Consider the following 16,881-nt stretch of genomic DNA (forward strand, 5'->3'; position numbering starts at 1 on the left):
TGGCAGTGTGACAGATATTCCGATATTGGCGAGATTTTTGCATGCCCGTTGAAGTGGTTTTATTGATGCAATTTGACGGCAACAGACTGCCGTTTAAGAGACAGTATTAGATGAAGAAATGGCTGATTACCAGTGGTGTTGTATTTTCGTTGTTTAGCACAAGCAGCTTCGCTTTGATGGGCAAACGTTATGCTGCAACTCCACAGCAATCTCAATGGGAAATGGTGGTCAATACACCATTAGAATGTCAGCTTGTACACCCCATTCCAAGCTTTGGAGATGCGGTATTTTCATCTCGTGCAAATAAAAAAATCAATTTAGACTTTGAGTTAAAAATGCGTCGTCCGATGGGAGAAACACGTAACGTCAGTCTCATTTCTATGCCGCCACCTTGGCGGCCAGGTGAACACGCCGATCGAATTACAAACCTAAAGTTTTTTAAACAGTTTGATGGTTATGTCGGAGGGCAAACAGCATGGGGCATTTTGTCTGAGCTGGAAAAAGGCCGTTATCCGACTTTTAGTTACCAAGATTGGCAGAGCCGAGATCAGAGAATTGAAGTCGCATTGTCATCAGTACTATTTCAAAACAAGTACAACGCGTTTAGCGACTGTATTTCCAACTTATTGAAATATAGTTTTGAGGACATTGCTTTTACGATTTTGCACTACGAAAGACAAGGTGATCAGTTAACCAAGGCTTCTAAAAAGCGTTTATCACAAATTGCAGATTATATCCGACATAATCAAGATATCGATCTCGTGCTGGTGGCGACGTACACAGATTCAACCGATGGTAAAAGTGCGAGTCAAAGTTTATCAGAGCGACGTGCAGAGTCACTTCGTGACTATTTTCAGTCTCTAGGGCTACCGGAAGATCGAATTCAAGTGCAAGGGTACGGCAAGCGTCGTCCTATTGCAGATAACGGTTCGCCAATAGGAAAAGACAAAAACCGCCGAGTCGTGATATCTCTAGGGCGAACCCAAGTGTGATGCATATAAAAACGCCGAAGCTGAAAGCTTCGGCGTTTTTGATTTACTGACGTTGTTAATAATATTTTAGTGGTATTTTGCCAAGCACCTTTCGGTGATTCCTGCTGTATAATTTGAATGTTAGTTTAAGCGGAATTTGGCAATGACTTCGCAATTGGTTGCGGTATCTATTTTTTCAACCTGTTTGGCAATAGCTGGATTAGGGTGACGCTTCATAAAGTCTATCAACGCCTTAGTACAGCATCCTATCGAGTCGATAAAGCTTGCACACTCTTTATTTGGGCATTGTGGGATAAGTGTTAAGACTTTCTCAGAGGCCAGTTGAAGGTATTTGAGTTCATAGTCAGTATCTCCGGCCCAACGCCAGAACTGAGCTAAGTTATGACAAGAAATCACAGAAATTAATAATCGCTCGTCCGCCTCAATTTCCACACATTCGCTAATATCTTCACTCAGGCTTAGGGCTTGCTGGTAATGAAGAATGCTGCGAACAGGGTCATCTAGTTGAAGTGCCGTATCGGCTAGAAGTGTGTGTTTTTCCCATTCACTGATCATTATCGTAATCCCGCATATCGAAGTTGCGGATAAATCTAAACGATAACTATTATCAAGTAAAGGGTTTTGTTTATAAAAGGACAGGCAGATCGCAGACCTGCCTGTAATCGGAGTTCAACTTGCAGTACAAGTGATTATTAGAAGTGCCGCTTAGCCTTCAAGACCTGCTGAAGCTTGCTTGTTTTGAATAAGCTCAATCATATAACCATCTGGGTCTTTTACGAATGCAATGTGCGTGCTTCCGCCTTTTACTGGACCTGGCTCACGTGTCACATTACCGCCCGCCGCTTTGATAGCGTCACAAGTTGTGTAGATATCGTCAACACCAATGGCGATATGACCAAAAGCAGTACCCAGGTCATACTCAGTTTTACCCCAGTTGTAAGTCAGTTCGATCACTGCACCTTGGGATTCGTCACCATAACCAAGAAACGCTAGCGTGTATTCGTACTCTTTATTTTCGTTAGTACGAAGCAGCTGCATGCCCATAACTTCAGTGTAAAACTTGATGGATTTGTCTAGATCACCTACGCGAAGCATAGTGTGGAGAATTCGACCGTTTGACATTTTTTGCTCCTAGCTTTGATTTACAAATAGCGTTAGCTATCTGGGTATACTTTATCTTTATATTCGCACAAATCTTCGATAATGCAGCTACCGCAGCGAGGCTTTCTTGCTACGCACGTATAACGACCATGAAGAATGAGCCAGTGGTGCACATCGAGTTTGAACTCTTTTGGCACAACTTTTAATAGCTTCTGCTCGACATCATCAACCGTTTTTCCCATCGCAAATTTAGTGCGATTCGACACGCGATAAATGTGCGTATCGACGGCAATAGTTGGCCAACCAAAAGCGGTGTTGAGCACGACGTTTGCGGTCTTGCGACCTACGCCTGGCAGCGCTTCTAACGCTGCACGATCTTCAGGAACTTCACCATTGTGTTTTTCCAACAAGATCTTACAAGTCTTGATTGTGTTTTCTGCCTTTGAGTTAAACAAACCGATGGTCTTTATGTATTCTTTTAAGCCATCGACTCCCAAATCAAGAATGCTTTGAGGTGTATTCGCTACAGGGAAAAGCTTGTCGGTGGCTTTATTGACGCTTACATCGGTTGCTTGAGCTGATAGTAATACAGCGATTAGCAGCTCAAAAGGGGAGCTCCAGTTAAGCTCAGTTTGAGGATTCGGATTGTTTTCTCGTAATCGCTCAAGAATTTCGATTCTTTTTATTTTGTTCATTGCTGACTTCCAATACCGTCTCTGCGGTTTATGAAAAAGGCTCCTATGACAGAGCCTTATCTTGTTATGCGTTAGTGACGCGAGCACGTTCTATGGTTGGTTTTTCTTCTTTTGGTTGACGTGCCTGAATTGAATTATCTATGACATTTTTGAGCGCTATCAACAGCCCAACACCGATAAATGCACCAGGTGGGAGAAGCGCTAACAGGAAGCTATTGTCAAATTGGAAAACTTGAATCCGTAGAGCTGAAGCCCAGTCTCCTAGGAGAAGGTCTGCTCCGTCGAATAGTGTGCCATTACCAATCAATTCGCGCATGGCACCTAAAACAACCAAGACGCTCGTCATACCAAGGCCCATCCACAAACCATCTAGCGCAGCGGGTGCAACATCATTTTTTGACGCGTAAGCTTCTGCTCGGCCAATAATAATGCAGTTCGTTACAATCAGAGGAATAAAGATACCTAGAGACAGGTACAAACCGTACGCATAGGCATTCATTAACAACTGAACGCAGGTAACGAGTGAGGCAATGATCATAACGAATACAGGTATACGGATCTCTTTTGGCACATAGTTACGAATAAGAGAAACTGTTACGTTGGATCCAACTAGCACGAGTAAGGTTGCAATACCAAGACCTAATGCATTGGTTATCGTGGAAGAAACCGCTAGCAGTGGACATAAGCCCAGCAGTTGTACGAGAGCGGGGTTGTTACTCCACATACCGTTTTTCATCAGTAATTTATTCTCATTCATTACTGCTCTCCTTCACAGCCTAACGGCTGGCTAAGAATGTCTTTACGAGATTGGTTTACGTAGTTAACGGTATTTCGCACCACTTTTACGACGGCTCTTGGCGTGATCGTTGCACCAGTAAATTGATCGAAATCGCCGCCATCTTTACGAACTTTCCACGAATTCCAATTGTTTTCCGTGACTTGCTTTCCTGTAAAGCTCAGGATCCAGTCGGTGACACGAAGATCGATTTTATCGCCCAGACCAGGGGTTTCTTGGTGGTTTAGGACGCGTGTCCCCAAAATATTGCCCTGATTATCAATCCCAGTAATTACTTTTATCTCACCATTGTAGCCATCTGGCGCGATAGATTCTATTGCGATTGCTGTTGGTTCACCATTCTTCGTGGCGAGGTAGGCTGGCATCGCACGTAATGTCCCCAGATCTGGAGACGTGACCATTGTACAAGCTTGCGTGAGTGCGTTGTCATGCATATTTTCTGGAATGACTTGATTCAAAACAGAAAGTAATTGTTTTTGCTCTTGTACCTTGATTTGGTCTTTTGTTAGGTACTGAGTAAGGGCGACTAATCCGGTTGTTGCACATGCAAATATCGCGAGTGTCAGACCATTTTTTCTAATAGCGGTTAACATGTTTACCTCAGTGACCGTAAGTTCTAGGTTTGGTGTAGTAATCGATCAGTGGCACACACATATTTGCAAGCAACACTGCAAATGCAACACCATCTGGGAAACCGCCCCAACTGCGAATGATAAAAACCAAAGCACCAATAAGCGCACCGAAGATTAAACGTCCTTTGACGGTGGTAGACGCCGAAACGGGATCGGTTGCAATAAAGAATGCGCCAAGCATGGTTGCACCAGATAACAAGTGTAAAACTGGCGACGCAGTTTCCCCTGGCGTCAGCAACGTGAACACTAGGCTAAACAGAGTCAGACTCGCAAGGAAACCTGCTGGAATATACCATTGGATGATACGCTTTTTGATCATGACTATGCCGCCAAGAAGGTAAGCAAGGTTTACCCATTGCCAACCAATACCACCTAAGCCATCAAATATTGGCTGCGACATTACTTCGCTTGGAGTGGCACCTGTAAGAATGCCAGTCTTAAATGCATCAAGTGGTGTCGCCATTGTCACGCCGTCAACACCTGAGCGAACTTGCTGAAGTGATAAGCCGTCGTAATCATAGCCCGTAAAAATTAAAGAGAGTGTATCTGCAAAATTTACATGATCAGGTATGAGTGATGTCGGTGCACTCCAACTCGTCATTTGTACTGGGAAAGAGATCAACAAGACCACATAAGCGACCATTGCAGGGTTGAATAAGTTTTGTCCAAGGCCACCATAGAGGTGTTTAGCAATTACTATCGCAAAAATAAGCCCGATCACCATAATCCACCACGGAGACCATGGTGGTATAGCAACGGCTAACAACCAAGCGGTAACTATTGCACTGTTATCACGTAGCGCTCTCATTGGTGAGCGTTTACGACAGATCATGACTAAGGCTTCAAGGGATACAGCGACTGCAATGGCAAAAATCAGCTGAATAAGCGTACCCCAGCCAAAGAAGTAGGTTTGAGCTACTAAACCTGGAAGTGCGCAAAGTGCCACCCATTTCATTAAGTCTGGCGTACTACGACGACTGTGGGTATGCGGTGAACTGGCAATAAAAAACGACACTACTCGTTCTCCTCAGTATTATTTTTATTAGCTTCTTGTTGCGCTTTGCGTGCCTTCGCGCGCGCAATTGCTGCGGCAACCGCGGCTTTCTTCGGATCCACTTCTGGTTCTTCGGAGGTTGCTTCTTCAACAGGCTCTGTTTGCGTTTCTTGCTTCGCTTTGCGCGCTTTGGCTCGAGCGATGGCAGCAGCCACGGCAGCTTTTTTCGGATCGTCGGTTTGCTCGGCAGGTGCTTCAGCTTCTTCCGCTTCAGTTGAGTCTGCTTGTTTCGCTTTACGAGCCTTCGCGCGCGCAATTGCTGCGGCAACCGCGGCTTTCTTCGGATCCACTTCTGGTTCTTCGGAAGTTGCTTCTTCAACAGGCTCTGTTTGCGTTTCTTGCTTAGCTTTACGCGCTTTGGCACGTGCAATGGCAGCTGCCACGGCGGCTTTTTTCGGATCGTCGGTTTGCTCGGCAGGTGCTTCAGCTTCTTCCGCTTCAGCTGAGTCTGCTTGCTTCGCTTTTCGCGCTTTGGCTCGAGCAATTGCAGCGGCAACTGCGGCTTTTTTCAGATCGTCGGTTTGCTCGGCAGGTGCGTCAGCTTCTTCCGCTTCGGTTGAGTCTGCTTGCTTCGCTTTGCGCGCTTTGGCTCGAGCAATTGCAGCGGCAACTGCGGCTTTTTTCGGATCGTCGGTTTGCTCGGCAGGTGCGTCAGCTTCTTCCGCTTCAGTTGAGTCTGCTTGCTTCGCTTTTCGTGCTTTGGCACGTGCAATCGCAGCAGCCACGGCGGCTTTTTTCGGATCGTCGGTTTGCTCAGTAGGTGCTTCAGCTTCTTCCGCTTCAGTTGAGTCTGCTTGCTTCGCTTTACGTGCTTTGGCACGTGCAATGGCAGCAGCAACCGCGGCTTTCTTCGGATCGCTGTCTTGCTGTGCAGACGTTTCCGATTCTACAGATTCAGTTGAATCTTCTTGTTGTGCTTTTTTCGCTTTAGCTCGGGCGATGGCGGCCGCAACTGCCGATTTTTTATCATCAGCGTTATTGTCTGGCGTTTCGCCTTGTTCTTTTTGCGCTTTACGTTCGCGAGCAAGACGTTTGCGTTCTTCGCGCAGTTTTGCCATTTCTGAGTTATCAGGTTCACTAGAGCCTGCTTTAGCTGCTGCCGCTTGTTTAGCCTTCGCTTTGGCAATGGCTGCCGCTACGGCTGGTTTTACTGCTGGCTCTGCTTTTTCAGTGGTTTCTGTCTTTTGAGCTTTCACTCGTGCGATTGCTGCTGCTATCGCATCATCGCCGCCAGAAGACTTCATCTCTTTACGGCGCTGATCGGCAGCTTTCTTGAAGCGATTTTCACGTTCTGCTTTTTCGCGTTCCATACGCGCTTTTTTCTCTTCAAAACGCAGTTTTGCTCGCTCTGCAGCTTCCGCTTCTTGTGTTCTAGTTCGAATTTCTGCTTTCGCTTGACGGTAGTACTGTACGAGCGGAATTTCACTTGGACATACAAACGCACAAGCGCCGCACTCGATACAATCCTTTAAGTTTAATTCTTCGAGTTTGTCATACTCTTCAGCTTTTGCATGCCATTGCAGTTGTTGAGGCAGCAGCGAAGCAGGGCACGCTTCGGCACATTGGCTACAGCGAATACATTCCATCTCATACTGGTGCGGAGAGATCTCACGACGAGTCGGAGCAAGGATACAGTTTGCTGTCTTGGTAATCGGCACTTGGGAGTGAGGAAGGGTAAAGCCCATCATTGGCCCACCCATAATTAAACGCTGTAACTTCTTATCTGCTTTATAGCCAAACTCATCCAACAGTGCTTGTACTGGTGTCCCTAACAATGCCCAAACGTTGCGTGGTTGTTTGAAGGTTTTACCAGTGAGAGTCACGATGCGCTTTATCATCGGTTCACCGTCGATGACTGCGCGTTTTATAGCGTAAAGAGAACCAACATTCTGAACCAAAATACCAATATCGGCTGGAATCGCGCCACTTGGTACTTCTTTATTGGTTAAAATTTTGATCAGCTGTTTTTCACCGCCAGAAGGGTATTTAGTTGGGATAACGCGAATAACGATATCTTTGTTTATAGCCGCAGCTTCTAGCGCTTTGATTGCTTCTGGTTTGTTGTCTTCAATGCCAATAATCGTGAGCTTTGGTGTCAGGATATGTTCGACAATTTCGATACCTTGAATAAGCTCTTCGGCATGTTCTTGCATGAGCTTGTCATCAGACGTGATGTATGGCTCGCACTCTGCTGCATTAACGATAAGAATCTCGGTACGAGCAAAACCTGATTGGATTTTTTTTGCAGTAGGGAAGCCTGCGCCACCCATACCAGAAATACCAGCGAGACGAATAATATCAATCAGTGCGTCAGGGGTTTCTTGTTGGTAATCTGCGACGGGGTTTCTTTCACACCATGCATCTTTCCCATCAGGCGTGATGACTGCGCACAACTCACTTAACCCAGAAGGGTGCGCGACAGTTCGTGGCTCAATCGCGGTGAGCGTACCTGATGTTGGAGCATGCACTGGAACCGTAAAGCCGGTCTCCGATTGCGTTAATGGCTGACCTTTTAATACGTAGTCACCTTCGGCAACCAGTAGGTTACCCGCTTTACCAATGTGCTGCTTTAGCGGCAATACAATTTCTGACGGGATAGCCGCATGAGCGAGTTCAGTTTTGTTGGACTGCTTTTTATTGTCTGCCGGATGCACACCACCTGGGAAATCCCAAAGCGCGCCTGTACGAATTTGTTCAATCAAAGACAACATGTGAAACCTTACTTAATTGAATCTTTCACGTTCGCTGCATTGTCGGCAGCATCCGTAATGTTAAGTACCGGAATGGAGTGAAGTTGCCACTTCCAGCTTTCTGTGGTCGTTGCCACAGGAATCATTTCAATACAATCAGTCGGACATGGGGCAACACACAAGTCACAGCCCGTACATTCATCTTTGATTACGGTATGGACCGCCTTTGTTCCGCCTACAATTGCATCCACCGGACACGCCTGAATACACTTAGTGCAGCCAATACACATGTCTTCATGAATAAACGCAACAGTTGGAATTTTGCTGTCGAGATCGTGCGCAGATTCTTCTGGCTCAACACCCATTAAGTCGGCGAGCTTTTCGATTGTTGCCTGACCACCAGGTGGACATTTGTTGATGTGGTCGCCATTTGCAATTGCTTCAGCATAAGGGCGGCAACCAGGGTAGCCACATTGACCGCATTGAGTTTGCGGTAAAATGGCGTCGATTTGATCCACAATAGGGTCCGCTTCAACTTTAAAGCGAATAGAAGCAAAACCAAGTATCGCGCCGAAAATCGCAGCCAGAACCGCTAACGCGATAATCGCAATTAAAATCGTACTCATCGCTTACTTCACCAAACCTGTAAAGCCCATAAAGGCGAGTGACATTAAACCTGCTGTAATCATTGCTATTGATGCACCTTTAAAAGGTACAGGAACGTCGGCGGCGGCTATGCGCTCTCGCATGGATGCAAAAAGTATCAACACCAATGAGAAACCAACAGCGGCGCCGAAGCCGTAGATGATCGATTCAATAAAGTTATGGTTTTCATTAATGTTAAGAAGTGCCACGCCCAATACTGCGCAGTTTGTTGTGATCAGCGGTAAGAAAATGCCAAGCAAGCGATAAAGCGTCGGGCTGGTTTTGTGCACAACCATTTCGGTGAACTGCACCACAACGGCTATCACCAAAATAAAACTCATGGTTCGAAGGTACTCAATACCTAGTGGACGAAGGATGTAGCTTTCCACTAAATACGCACACACTGACGCGAGCGTTAGCACAAAAGTTGTCGCTAAGCCCATACCTATTGCTGTTTCCAGTTTTTTGGACACACCCATGAAAGGACATAGGCCCAAAAACTTCACCAGTACAAAGTTGTTCACCAGCACAGTGCCGACCAACAACAAAACATATTCGGTCATAGTTATTACGTTCTTAAAATCCGATCTTGATATTATCGTGTTTTGTGACACCAATAACAACCAGTGAACGATGTGGTTTTACATACACGATGGAAAAATAGTCGTCTATTTGATCTATTTTGATGAATCAATAAGAAATTGAAACGTTTGCTGAATGTATTGTTAGCGAGAGGATACTACCTATTAATTTTCATCTAATGTGTGATTTTAAAAAAAGCCCGCCTCTCCCAGGTAGAAAAGAGAAGCGGGTAATGCATATTTACAAGCTAATTATTTAAATCTTCTGAGTGCTTGATGGACTATGTTTATATCTTACTTGTGAAAGTACGAGTGATGACGTCTTGCTGTTGCTCTGTCGTTAGAGAGTTAAAACGTACCGCATAACCAGACACTCGAATCGTCAACTGAGGGTATTTCTCTGGATGTTCAACCGCATCCAATAACATCTCTCGGTCTAGAACGTTGACGTTAAGGTGTTGACCACCTTCAATCGCAATGCCCTCGTTGCTTGCTTCGTGATGGAAGTAACCATCCATTAGCGCAGCTAGGTTCTTCTTCTGACTTAATTCATCTTTACCCAGTGCGTTAGGCACAATTGAGAAGGTGTAAGAAATACCATCTTTCGCGTAAGCAAACGGCAGTTTAGATACCGATGCCAAAGACGCAACCGCCCCTTTTTCATCACGACCGTGCATTGGGTTTGCACCCGGGCCAAAAGGCATACCTGCGCGACGGCCATCTGGTGTATTACCCGTTTTTTTGCCGTAAACCACGTTAGATGTGATCGTTAGGATCGATTGAGTTGGCACTGCTTCGCGGTAGGTGTGCATCTTCTGAATTTTCTTCATGAAGCGCTCAACCAGATCACAAGCGATGTCATCAACACGGGCATCATTGTTACCAAATTTTGGATAATCACCTTCGATTTCAAAATCAACGGCGATGCCATCTTCATCACGAACAGGTTTCACGGTCGCGTATTTAATTGCCGCCAAAGAGTCAGCGACAACAGACAGACCTGCAATACCACACGCCATGGTGCGGTGCACGTCGCGATCCATCAATGCCATCAGTGATGCTTCGTAGCTGTAACGGTCATGTGAGTAATGGATGATGTTCAACGCTGTGACGTATTGCGTTGCTAGCCACTCCAACATATTGTCGAAACGAGGCATCAAAGCGTCAAAGTCGAGAATTTCATCTTGAACTTTGTCCACTACCGGACCCACTTGCGCTTTCGATTTTTCATCGATACCACCATTGATGGTGTAAAGCAGCGCTTTTGCAAGGTTGGCACGTGCACCAAAGAATTGCATGTGCTGACCAACAATTTGCGGGCTCACACAACAGGCAATCGCGTAGTCGTCATTGTTGAAATCAGGACGCATTAGATCGTCGTTTTCGTATTGAACCGAAGAGGTATCAATCGACACTTTTGCAGCGTATTGCTTGAACGCTTCAGGTAATTGCTCTGACCAAAGAATCGTCATATTTGGCTCAGGAGCAGGGCCCATAGTATGTAGTGTATGTAAGTACCGGAATGTCGTTTTAGATACTAGCGTACGGCCATCAACGCCCATACCAGCCATGGCTTCGGTTGCCCAGATTGGGTCGCCAGAGAACAATGAATCGTATTCTGGTGTGCGTAGGAAGCGAACCATGCGTAGCTTCATGATGAAGTGGTCAATCATTTCTTGCGCTTGTGATTCATCAATCAAACCGTTTGCGATATCGCGTTCTAGATAGACGTCTAGGAAAGTCGAAGTACGGCCCAGTGACATTGCTGCGCCGTTTTGCGATTTAACCGCCGCTAGGTAGCCAAAGTAGGTAAATTGGATCGCTTCTTGTGCTGTTTTTGCAGGTAGCGACATATCAATGCCGTATTTCAGACCCATTTGATGAATGTCTTCAAGCGCTTGAACTTGATCAGCTATTTCTTCGCGAAGACGAAGTGTTTTCTCAAGATCGTTGCCTTGTTCTAAGAACGTTTGTGTTGAGTTGTATTGTTCTTTTTTGTCTGCTTTTAAGAAGTCGATACCGTATAGGGCGAGACGGCGATAGTCACCAATGATACGACCACGGCCATAGGCATCAGGAAGACCCGTGATGATGCCTGATTTACGACAGGCTAGAATTTCTTTGGTGTAAAGGTCGAAACACGCTTTGTTGTGAGTTTTACGGTATTCAGTGAAGATCTTTTCAACCGTTGGATCCAATTCGCGGCCATAAACTTCGCACGAGTTTTTGACCATGCGAATCCCGCCATTGGCGATGATTGCACGTTTTAGCGGTTGATCAGTTTGTAAGCCAACGATCTTTTCCAGATCTTTGTTGATGTAGCCTGCATCGTGGGAAGTGATTGTTGAGGGCAAGTCTGTGTCAAAATCAATAGGGGCGTGTGTGCGGCTTTCTTGTTTTATGCCTTCAAGCACTTGGTTCCATAATGCTGAAGTGGATTTGCTAACCTCGGCTAAGAAAGACTCGTCTCCCTCATAGGGTGTATAGTTTTTTTGGATGAAGTCACGAGTGTTGACAGAGTTTTGCCATTCACCAGCAGTAAATCCAGCCCATGCATCTAGCATGTCAGTTGTCGGAATAGTCATAAGTAAATCCCTAAGTTATTGATAATTAGAATGGAGGCGACGAGTAGGACGGAACCATTCTTAACCCTTTTAATCGTATGGATTTATTTGGTATGAGTAAAATGAATGCTTTTCATTTTTTCAATGATTAAATTGCATTAATAATAGATTCAATTGGTTATGATTGTTTTTTGCTAGAAAAGAGACAGAATTAAATGTGTGGTGCTGTGAGAACACTATCTATGACAATGTTATGAGTTCTGTAATTTGAACTTATTTCGGTGTGATTTTATGGCGCCTAGATTGGCTTAGATTTCCTGGCGATTAAGATACAAAAAAAGCCGTGTCTTGCGACACGGCTTTTCTATAATCTGGCTCCTCCTGCTGGGCTCGAACCAGCGACCTGCGGATTAACAGTCCGTCGCTCTACCAACTGAGCTAAGGAGGAATTGCTTTGCTTGAAAGCGGGACGAATCTTACCGAGCACTCAAACTACTGTCAACAGTAAAAAAATACATTTTTAGCAAAAAATATTGAGTGAAGGGCTTTACTTTTCTGTATGGCTTGCCAGTAAAGGCTCGAGGTTAGTTATCCACTAAATTTGTGGATAAGTATGTTGATGAGATCTGGGTAAAGAAAGTTGATATGCAACTAAGTTTTTATTTAATGAATTTTTAGTCGGAGTTATGCGTAAAATAAGCAAATAAAACAGAGATTTATCGATGTTAATCAAAAGGTATTCAAAGTGGATAAAAATCAATCTTTTGGGGATAAGAAAGTTTTAAGCTAATTTTTGGGGAAAAGTTGTGGAAACTATAATGTGAAGAATGTGTGTAGCTCTTCAACTAGGGCGAAGTACTATATCAGAGTCACTTTTGTATGGCTATAGCATTCTAGACAAACAAGAAAATTTATTAACAATGATGGTTAAATTCTCGATAGACGTAGATTTCATTAGCTAAGGTGTATATATATACAGCCAAAGCGCAGTAAAATTGAGGAAGGGTATGAGTAAAGTCTATGAATTGGTCTCCGATTATCAGCCGTCGGGCGATCAACCAGGAGCGATCAATCAGTTGCTTGAGGGGCTCGATGCTGGGCTAGCACATCAAACATTGTTGGGGGTCACAGGCTCAGGTAAAACCTTCACACTAGCGAATGTGATTGCTCAAGCCCAACGACCTGCAATATTACTTGCGCCAAACAAAACGCTTGCTGCTCAGTTATATGGTGAGATGAAGTCATTCTTTCCTAATAATGCGGTTGAGTATTTTGTTTCTTACTACGATTACTACCAACCTGAAGCATACGTTCCCACAACAGATACTTTCATTGAAAAGGACGCTTCAGTTAACGCGCATATAGAACAAATGCGTTTGTCTGCTACAAAAGCACTACTAGAACGTAAAGATGCCATTATTGTTGCATCGGTATCGGCTATCTATGGCTTGGGTGATCCTGAATCGTATCTACAAATGATGCTTCATTTGCGACGTGGAGATGTGATTGATCAGCGTGATATGCTTCGTCGCCTAGCGGAGCTCCAATACTCACGCAATGATGTTGCTTTTGAGCGAGGGCAGTTCCGTGTCCGTGGCGAGGTGATTGATATATTCCCTGCTGAATCAGACCAAGACGCTGTGCGCGTTGAGATGTTTGACGATGAGGTGGATTGCATCAGTGTGTTCGACCCATTGACAGGCGTGGTGAAACAACGAGACTTGCCGCGCTATACCATCTATCCCAAGACGCACTATGTGACGCCAAGAGATCGCATTCTTGAAGCGATTGAAAATATTAAAGTCGAACTAGAAGTGCGCAAAAAGCAGCTTCTAGATAACAACAAGCTACTGGAAGAGCAGCGAATTAGCCAGCGCACTCAATTCGATATCGAAATGATGAATGAGTTGGGCTTTTGCTCCGGTATCGAAAACTATTCTCGTTATCTCAGTGGACGCTCGGAAGGTGAGCCGCCACCAACCCTGTTTGACTACTTACCTCATGATGGCTTGTTGATCATCGATGAATCTCACGTGACAGTACCGCAGATAGGTGCCATGTATAAAGGCGACCGTTCGCGTAAAGAAACGCTGGTGGAGTTTGGTTTCCGGTTACCTTCAGCTTTGGATAATCGTCCACTGAAGTTTGAGGAGTTTGAAGCACTAGCGCCACAAACGATTTTCGTCTCTGCTACTCCTGGAAATTACGAACTAGAAAAATCGGCGGGTGATGTAGCGGATCAAGTCGTTCGTCCTACAGGCTTGCTTGACCCTGAGTTGGAAGTTCGCCCAGTAGCGACCCAAGTCGACGACCTATTATCTGAGATCCGTATTCGCGCTGCTAAAGATGAGCGAGTTCTGGTTACAACACTGACCAAACGAATGGCTGAAGATCTCACCGAATACCTTCACGAACATGATGTTAAGGTACGTTATTTACACTCAGACATTGATACTGTTGAGCGTGTGGAAATTATCCGTGACCTTCGCCTTGGAGAATTTGACGTGCTGGTGGGAATCAACTTATTGAGAGAGGGCCTGGATATGCCAGAGGTCTCGTTAGTTGCAATTTTGGATGCGGATAAAGAGGGCTTCTTGCGGTCTGAACGCTCACTCATTCAGACCATTGGTCGTGCTGCACGAAACATCGAAGGTAAGGCGATTTTATACGCTGACCGAATCACCAACTCAATGAAAAAGGCGATGGATGAAACTAACCGTCGTCGCGAGAAGCAGGAAGCGTACAACGAAGAAATGGGTATTTCGCCACAAGCGCTCAAACGAAATATCAAAGACATCATGGAACTTGGCGATATCACTAAGTCTAAACGCCAGCGTAACACTAAACAGGTACCATTATCGAAAGTGGCGGAGCCTTCGCAAACTTACGAGGCACTGTCCCCTCAGCAGCTAGAAAAAGAAATCAGTCGACTGGAGGCAGCTATGTATCAGCATGCGCAAGATTTAGAATTTGAGTTAGCGGCACAAAAGCGTGACGAGATTGAAAAACTACGAGCGCAGTTCATCGCAAATAGTTGAACAAACTTACCGATTTAGCTATCCAAGCATTTTAGGTCGCTTGTAAAAAAAAGAAGCCAATAGGCAGTCGGGTCTATTGGCTTGTTTTGTGAACATATCGTTCACTAACAACGTCAGTTGGCTAGGTGACCCGAGGGGTCACTATCGTTACAGCATGGTTTGTGCCACTTTTTAAATAATTGATATTATTTTTGAATTTTTTCCTTTGCCCATAATTTAGCTAATGTTATTTGCAAAATGCAAAGCGTAATGCGATTATTGTTTAAAACACAACAAAATAATAGCTAGGTTATGCAACAAAAACCCGAAGGCCCAAAGTCTCGTTACCTTTTAATGGTCGAGGACACCGCATCTGTTGCGGCTCTGTACCGCTCATACCTGACACCGCTTGGCATAGATATCAATATTGTCGGCACAGGTAGGGATGCCATTGAGAGCCTAAATCATCGAATTCCAGATCTTATTTTACTCGATCTCCGTCTGCCAGATATGACGGGGATGGACGTTTTACATGCCGTTAAAAAGAGTCATCCCGACGTACCTATAATTTTTATGACCGCTCACGGTTCTATCGATACCGCTGTCGAGGCCATGCGTCATGGCTCACAAGACTTTCTAATTAAACCGTGTGAAGCAGACCGTTTACGTGTCACGGTTAACAATGCAATTCGTAAAGCGACCAAGCTAAAAAATGAAGCCGATAATCCAGGTAATCAGAGCTATCAGGGGTTTATCGGCAGTAGCCAAACCATGCAGCAGGTTTACCGTACGATAGATTCAGCGGCGAGCAGTAAAGCGAGTATTTTTATCACAGGTGAAAGTGGTACTGGTAAAGAGGTATGTGCCGAGGCTATTCACGCAGCAAGTAAACGTGGTGACAAACCTTTTATTGCAATTAACTGTGCTGCAATTCCAAAAGATTTGATTGAGAGTGAACTGTTTGGTCACGTAAAAGGGGCCTTTACTGGCGCTGCGAATGATCGTCAAGGGGCAGCTGAGTTAGCGGATGGCGGCACACTTTTTCTAGATGAGCTTTGTGAGATGGACTTGGATTTACAAACCAAGTTGCTACGATTTATTCAAACGGGCACATTCCAAAAAGTGGGTTCCTCAAAAATGAAGAGCGTGGATGTGCGCTTTGTTTGTGCCACTAACCGTGATCCCTGGAAAGAGGTACAAGAAGGTCGATTCCGTGAAGATTTGTACTATCGTTTGTATGTCATTCCTTTGCATTTACCGCCTTTACGCGAACGAGGCGAAGATGTTATTGAAATTGCATACTCACTGCTAGGTTACATGTCACACGAAGAAGGAAAAAGTTTCATACGTTTTGCGCCTGATGTCATCGAGCGATTCAACAGCTTTGAGTGGCCGGGTAACGTTCGTCAGTTACAAAACGTGCTACGCAATATCGTTGTTCTAAACAACGGTAAAGAGATTACGTTGGACATGTTACCGCCACCGTTGAATCAACCGCTTGACCGTCCGTCGTCTGTGGCTAAATTAATTGAGCCGAAAGCGATGACCGCATCTGAGATTATGCCATTATGGATGACGGAAAAAATGGCAATCGAGCAAGCGATTGAAGCATGTGATGGCAATATTCCTCGAGCGGCGGGATATCTTGATGTCAGTCCGTCGACGATTTACCGCAAGTTACAGGCATGGAACGGCAAGGAAGAGCGGCAAAAAGTATGAGTGTAAATGTATTAAATCAGCAAAAAATAGATGAACTGTCGATGGAAATTGGCAGTGACAACGTACCTGTACTGTTCGATATCTTCCTAGGAGAAATGGATACCTATATCGAGAACTTATCCCAACTGCAGGGGGCAGAGCGATTAGCTTACTCAAAAGAAATCAGCCACGCGTTGAAAAGTAGTGCTGCGAGCTTTGGGGCAGATCGCCTTTGTGAACTGGCTATGTCCATAGACAAAAAAGCGAAAGCCGGTGAGTTGACTGCGGAGTCTGAGGAGTTAGAGGCTATGTTCGATCTTTTGCACGAAACTCGAGATGCTTATCGCTCTTGGCGACAGTAGCTATTTTTTCTATTAACCATTTTTTCTTAGTAAACATCTGTTTTTACTGGATGC

The 16,881-nt window shown here is 45.0% G+C and carries 14 protein-coding genes and 1 tRNA gene; 4 read left to right on the forward strand and 11 right to left on the reverse strand.

Annotated elements, in window-relative coordinates; all coding sequences use genetic code 11:
* Window positions 1-110 precede the first annotated feature (110 nt).
* On the forward strand, window positions 111-992 hold the full coding sequence (gene motY, locus R7Q09_RS00885; RefSeq protein WP_005384887.1) for a flagellar protein MotY: 882 nt from the start codon (window positions 111-113) through the stop codon (window positions 990-992).
* A gap of 120 nt (window positions 993-1,112) precedes the next feature.
* Here the strand turns inward: motY and R7Q09_RS00890 are convergent, their stop codons facing one another.
* The 11 genes from R7Q09_RS00890 to R7Q09_RS00940 form a co-directional block, all read right to left on the reverse strand.
* A complete protein-coding gene (locus R7Q09_RS00890) occupies window positions 1,113-1,547 on the reverse strand; it encodes a DUF2753 domain-containing protein (RefSeq protein ID WP_005384886.1) in 435 nt (144 codons plus the stop codon).
* Between the two features lie 150 nt (window positions 1,548-1,697).
* On the reverse strand, window positions 1,698-2,114 hold the full coding sequence (gene gloA / locus R7Q09_RS00895) for a lactoylglutathione lyase (protein ID WP_005380739.1): 417 nt from the start codon (window positions 2,112-2,114) through the stop codon (window positions 1,698-1,700).
* A gap of 32 nt (window positions 2,115-2,146) precedes the next feature.
* On the reverse strand, window positions 2,147-2,788 hold the full coding sequence (gene nth, locus R7Q09_RS00900) for an endonuclease III (protein WP_256895605.1): 642 nt from the start codon (window positions 2,786-2,788) through the stop codon (window positions 2,147-2,149).
* 64 nt (window positions 2,789-2,852) lie between these two features.
* A complete protein-coding gene (locus tag R7Q09_RS00905) occupies window positions 2,853-3,545 on the reverse strand; it encodes an electron transport complex subunit E (protein ID WP_005380745.1) in 693 nt (230 codons plus the stop codon).
* On the reverse strand, window positions 3,545-4,177 hold the full coding sequence (rsxG, locus tag R7Q09_RS00910; RefSeq protein ID WP_167415366.1) for an electron transport complex subunit RsxG: 633 nt from the start codon (window positions 4,175-4,177) through the stop codon (window positions 3,545-3,547). The genes R7Q09_RS00905 and rsxG overlap by 1 nt, the downstream gene beginning before the upstream one ends.
* A gap of 7 nt (window positions 4,178-4,184) precedes the next feature.
* Entirely contained in the window at window positions 4,185-5,231 is a 1,047-nt protein-coding gene (gene rsxD, locus R7Q09_RS00915; protein ID WP_005390256.1) for an electron transport complex subunit RsxD, read from the reverse strand.
* Window positions 5,231-7,981, reverse strand: coding sequence for an electron transport complex subunit RsxC (rsxC, locus tag R7Q09_RS00920; protein ID WP_318070806.1), 2,751 nt, complete (start codon window positions 7,979-7,981; stop codon window positions 5,231-5,233). The genes rsxD and rsxC overlap by 1 nt, the downstream gene beginning before the upstream one ends.
* A gap of 8 nt (window positions 7,982-7,989) precedes the next feature.
* On the reverse strand, window positions 7,990-8,586 hold the full coding sequence (gene rsxB, locus R7Q09_RS00925) for an electron transport complex subunit RsxB (RefSeq protein WP_005380760.1): 597 nt from the start codon (window positions 8,584-8,586) through the stop codon (window positions 7,990-7,992).
* A 3-nt stretch (window positions 8,587-8,589) separates the two neighbouring features.
* The gene (rsxA, locus tag R7Q09_RS00930; RefSeq protein WP_005380762.1) at window positions 8,590-9,168 is read right to left on the reverse strand and encodes an electron transport complex subunit RsxA; all 579 of its coding nucleotides are present in this window, start codon (window positions 9,166-9,168) and stop codon (window positions 8,590-8,592) included.
* 305 nt (window positions 9,169-9,473) lie between these two features.
* Window positions 9,474-11,771, reverse strand: a complete 2,298-nt coding sequence (gene pflB, locus R7Q09_RS00935) for a formate C-acetyltransferase (RefSeq protein ID WP_318070807.1) — start codon at window positions 11,769-11,771, stop codon at window positions 9,474-9,476.
* 351 nt (window positions 11,772-12,122) lie between these two features.
* A tRNA-Asn gene (locus R7Q09_RS00940) sits at window positions 12,123-12,198 on the reverse strand.
* 559 nt (window positions 12,199-12,757) lie between these two features.
* Here R7Q09_RS00940 and uvrB point away from each other — a divergent pair.
* The 3 genes from uvrB (at window position 12,758) to luxU (ending at window position 16,827) form a co-directional block, all read left to right on the forward strand.
* Window positions 12,758-14,788: an excinuclease ABC subunit UvrB gene (uvrB, locus tag R7Q09_RS00945; RefSeq protein WP_017636056.1), complete on the forward strand. Its 2,031-nt coding sequence runs from the start codon at window positions 12,758-12,760 to the stop codon at window positions 14,786-14,788.
* A 291-nt stretch (window positions 14,789-15,079) separates the two neighbouring features.
* Window positions 15,080-16,486 (forward strand): quorum-sensing sigma-54 dependent transcriptional regulator LuxO, encoded by a 1,407-nt coding sequence (luxO, locus tag R7Q09_RS00950; protein ID WP_318070808.1) that lies wholly within the window; start codon window positions 15,080-15,082, stop codon window positions 16,484-16,486.
* On the forward strand, window positions 16,483-16,827 hold the full coding sequence (luxU, locus tag R7Q09_RS00955; RefSeq protein WP_017636054.1) for a quorum-sensing phosphorelay protein LuxU: 345 nt from the start codon (window positions 16,483-16,485) through the stop codon (window positions 16,825-16,827). The genes luxO and luxU overlap by 4 nt, the downstream gene beginning before the upstream one ends.
* Window positions 16,828-16,881: the final 54 nt, after the last annotated feature.

It is taken from the genome of Vibrio sp. 2130-1 (genome assembly GCF_033339515.1).

Coding starts and splice junctions, on each gene's coding strand:
- motY (WP_005384887.1), top strand. CDS start 111: ATGAAGAAATGGCTGATTACCAGTGGTGTTGTATTTTCGTTGTTTAGC.
- R7Q09_RS00890 (WP_005384886.1), bottom strand. CDS start 1,547: ATGATCAGTGAATGGGAAAAACACACACTTCTAGCCGATACGGCACTT.
- gloA (WP_005380739.1), bottom strand. CDS start 2,114: ATGTCAAACGGTCGAATTCTCCACACTATGCTTCGCGTAGGTGATCTA.
- nth (WP_256895605.1), bottom strand. CDS start 2,788: ATGAACAAAATAAAAAGAATCGAAATTCTTGAGCGATTACGAGAAAAC.
- R7Q09_RS00905 (WP_005380745.1), bottom strand. CDS start 3,545: ATGAATGAGAATAAATTACTGATGAAAAACGGTATGTGGAGTAACAAC.
- rsxG (WP_167415366.1), bottom strand. CDS start 4,177: ATGTTAACCGCTATTAGAAAAAATGGTCTGACACTCGCGATATTTGCA.
- rsxC (WP_318070806.1), bottom strand. CDS start 7,981: ATGTTGTCTTTGATTGAACAAATTCGTACAGGCGCGCTTTGGGATTTC.
- rsxB (WP_005380760.1), bottom strand. CDS start 8,586: ATGAGTACGATTTTAATTGCGATTATCGCGTTAGCGGTTCTGGCTGCG.
- rsxA (WP_005380762.1), bottom strand. CDS start 9,168: ATGACCGAATATGTTTTGTTGTTGGTCGGCACTGTGCTGGTGAACAAC.
- pflB (WP_318070807.1), bottom strand. CDS start 11,771: ATGACTATTCCGACAACTGACATGCTAGATGCATGGGCTGGATTTACT.
- uvrB (WP_017636056.1), top strand. CDS start 12,758: ATGAGTAAAGTCTATGAATTGGTCTCCGATTATCAGCCGTCGGGCGAT.
- luxO (WP_318070808.1), top strand. CDS start 15,080: ATGCAACAAAAACCCGAAGGCCCAAAGTCTCGTTACCTTTTAATGGTC.
- luxU (WP_017636054.1), top strand. CDS start 16,483: ATGAGTGTAAATGTATTAAATCAGCAAAAAATAGATGAACTGTCGATG.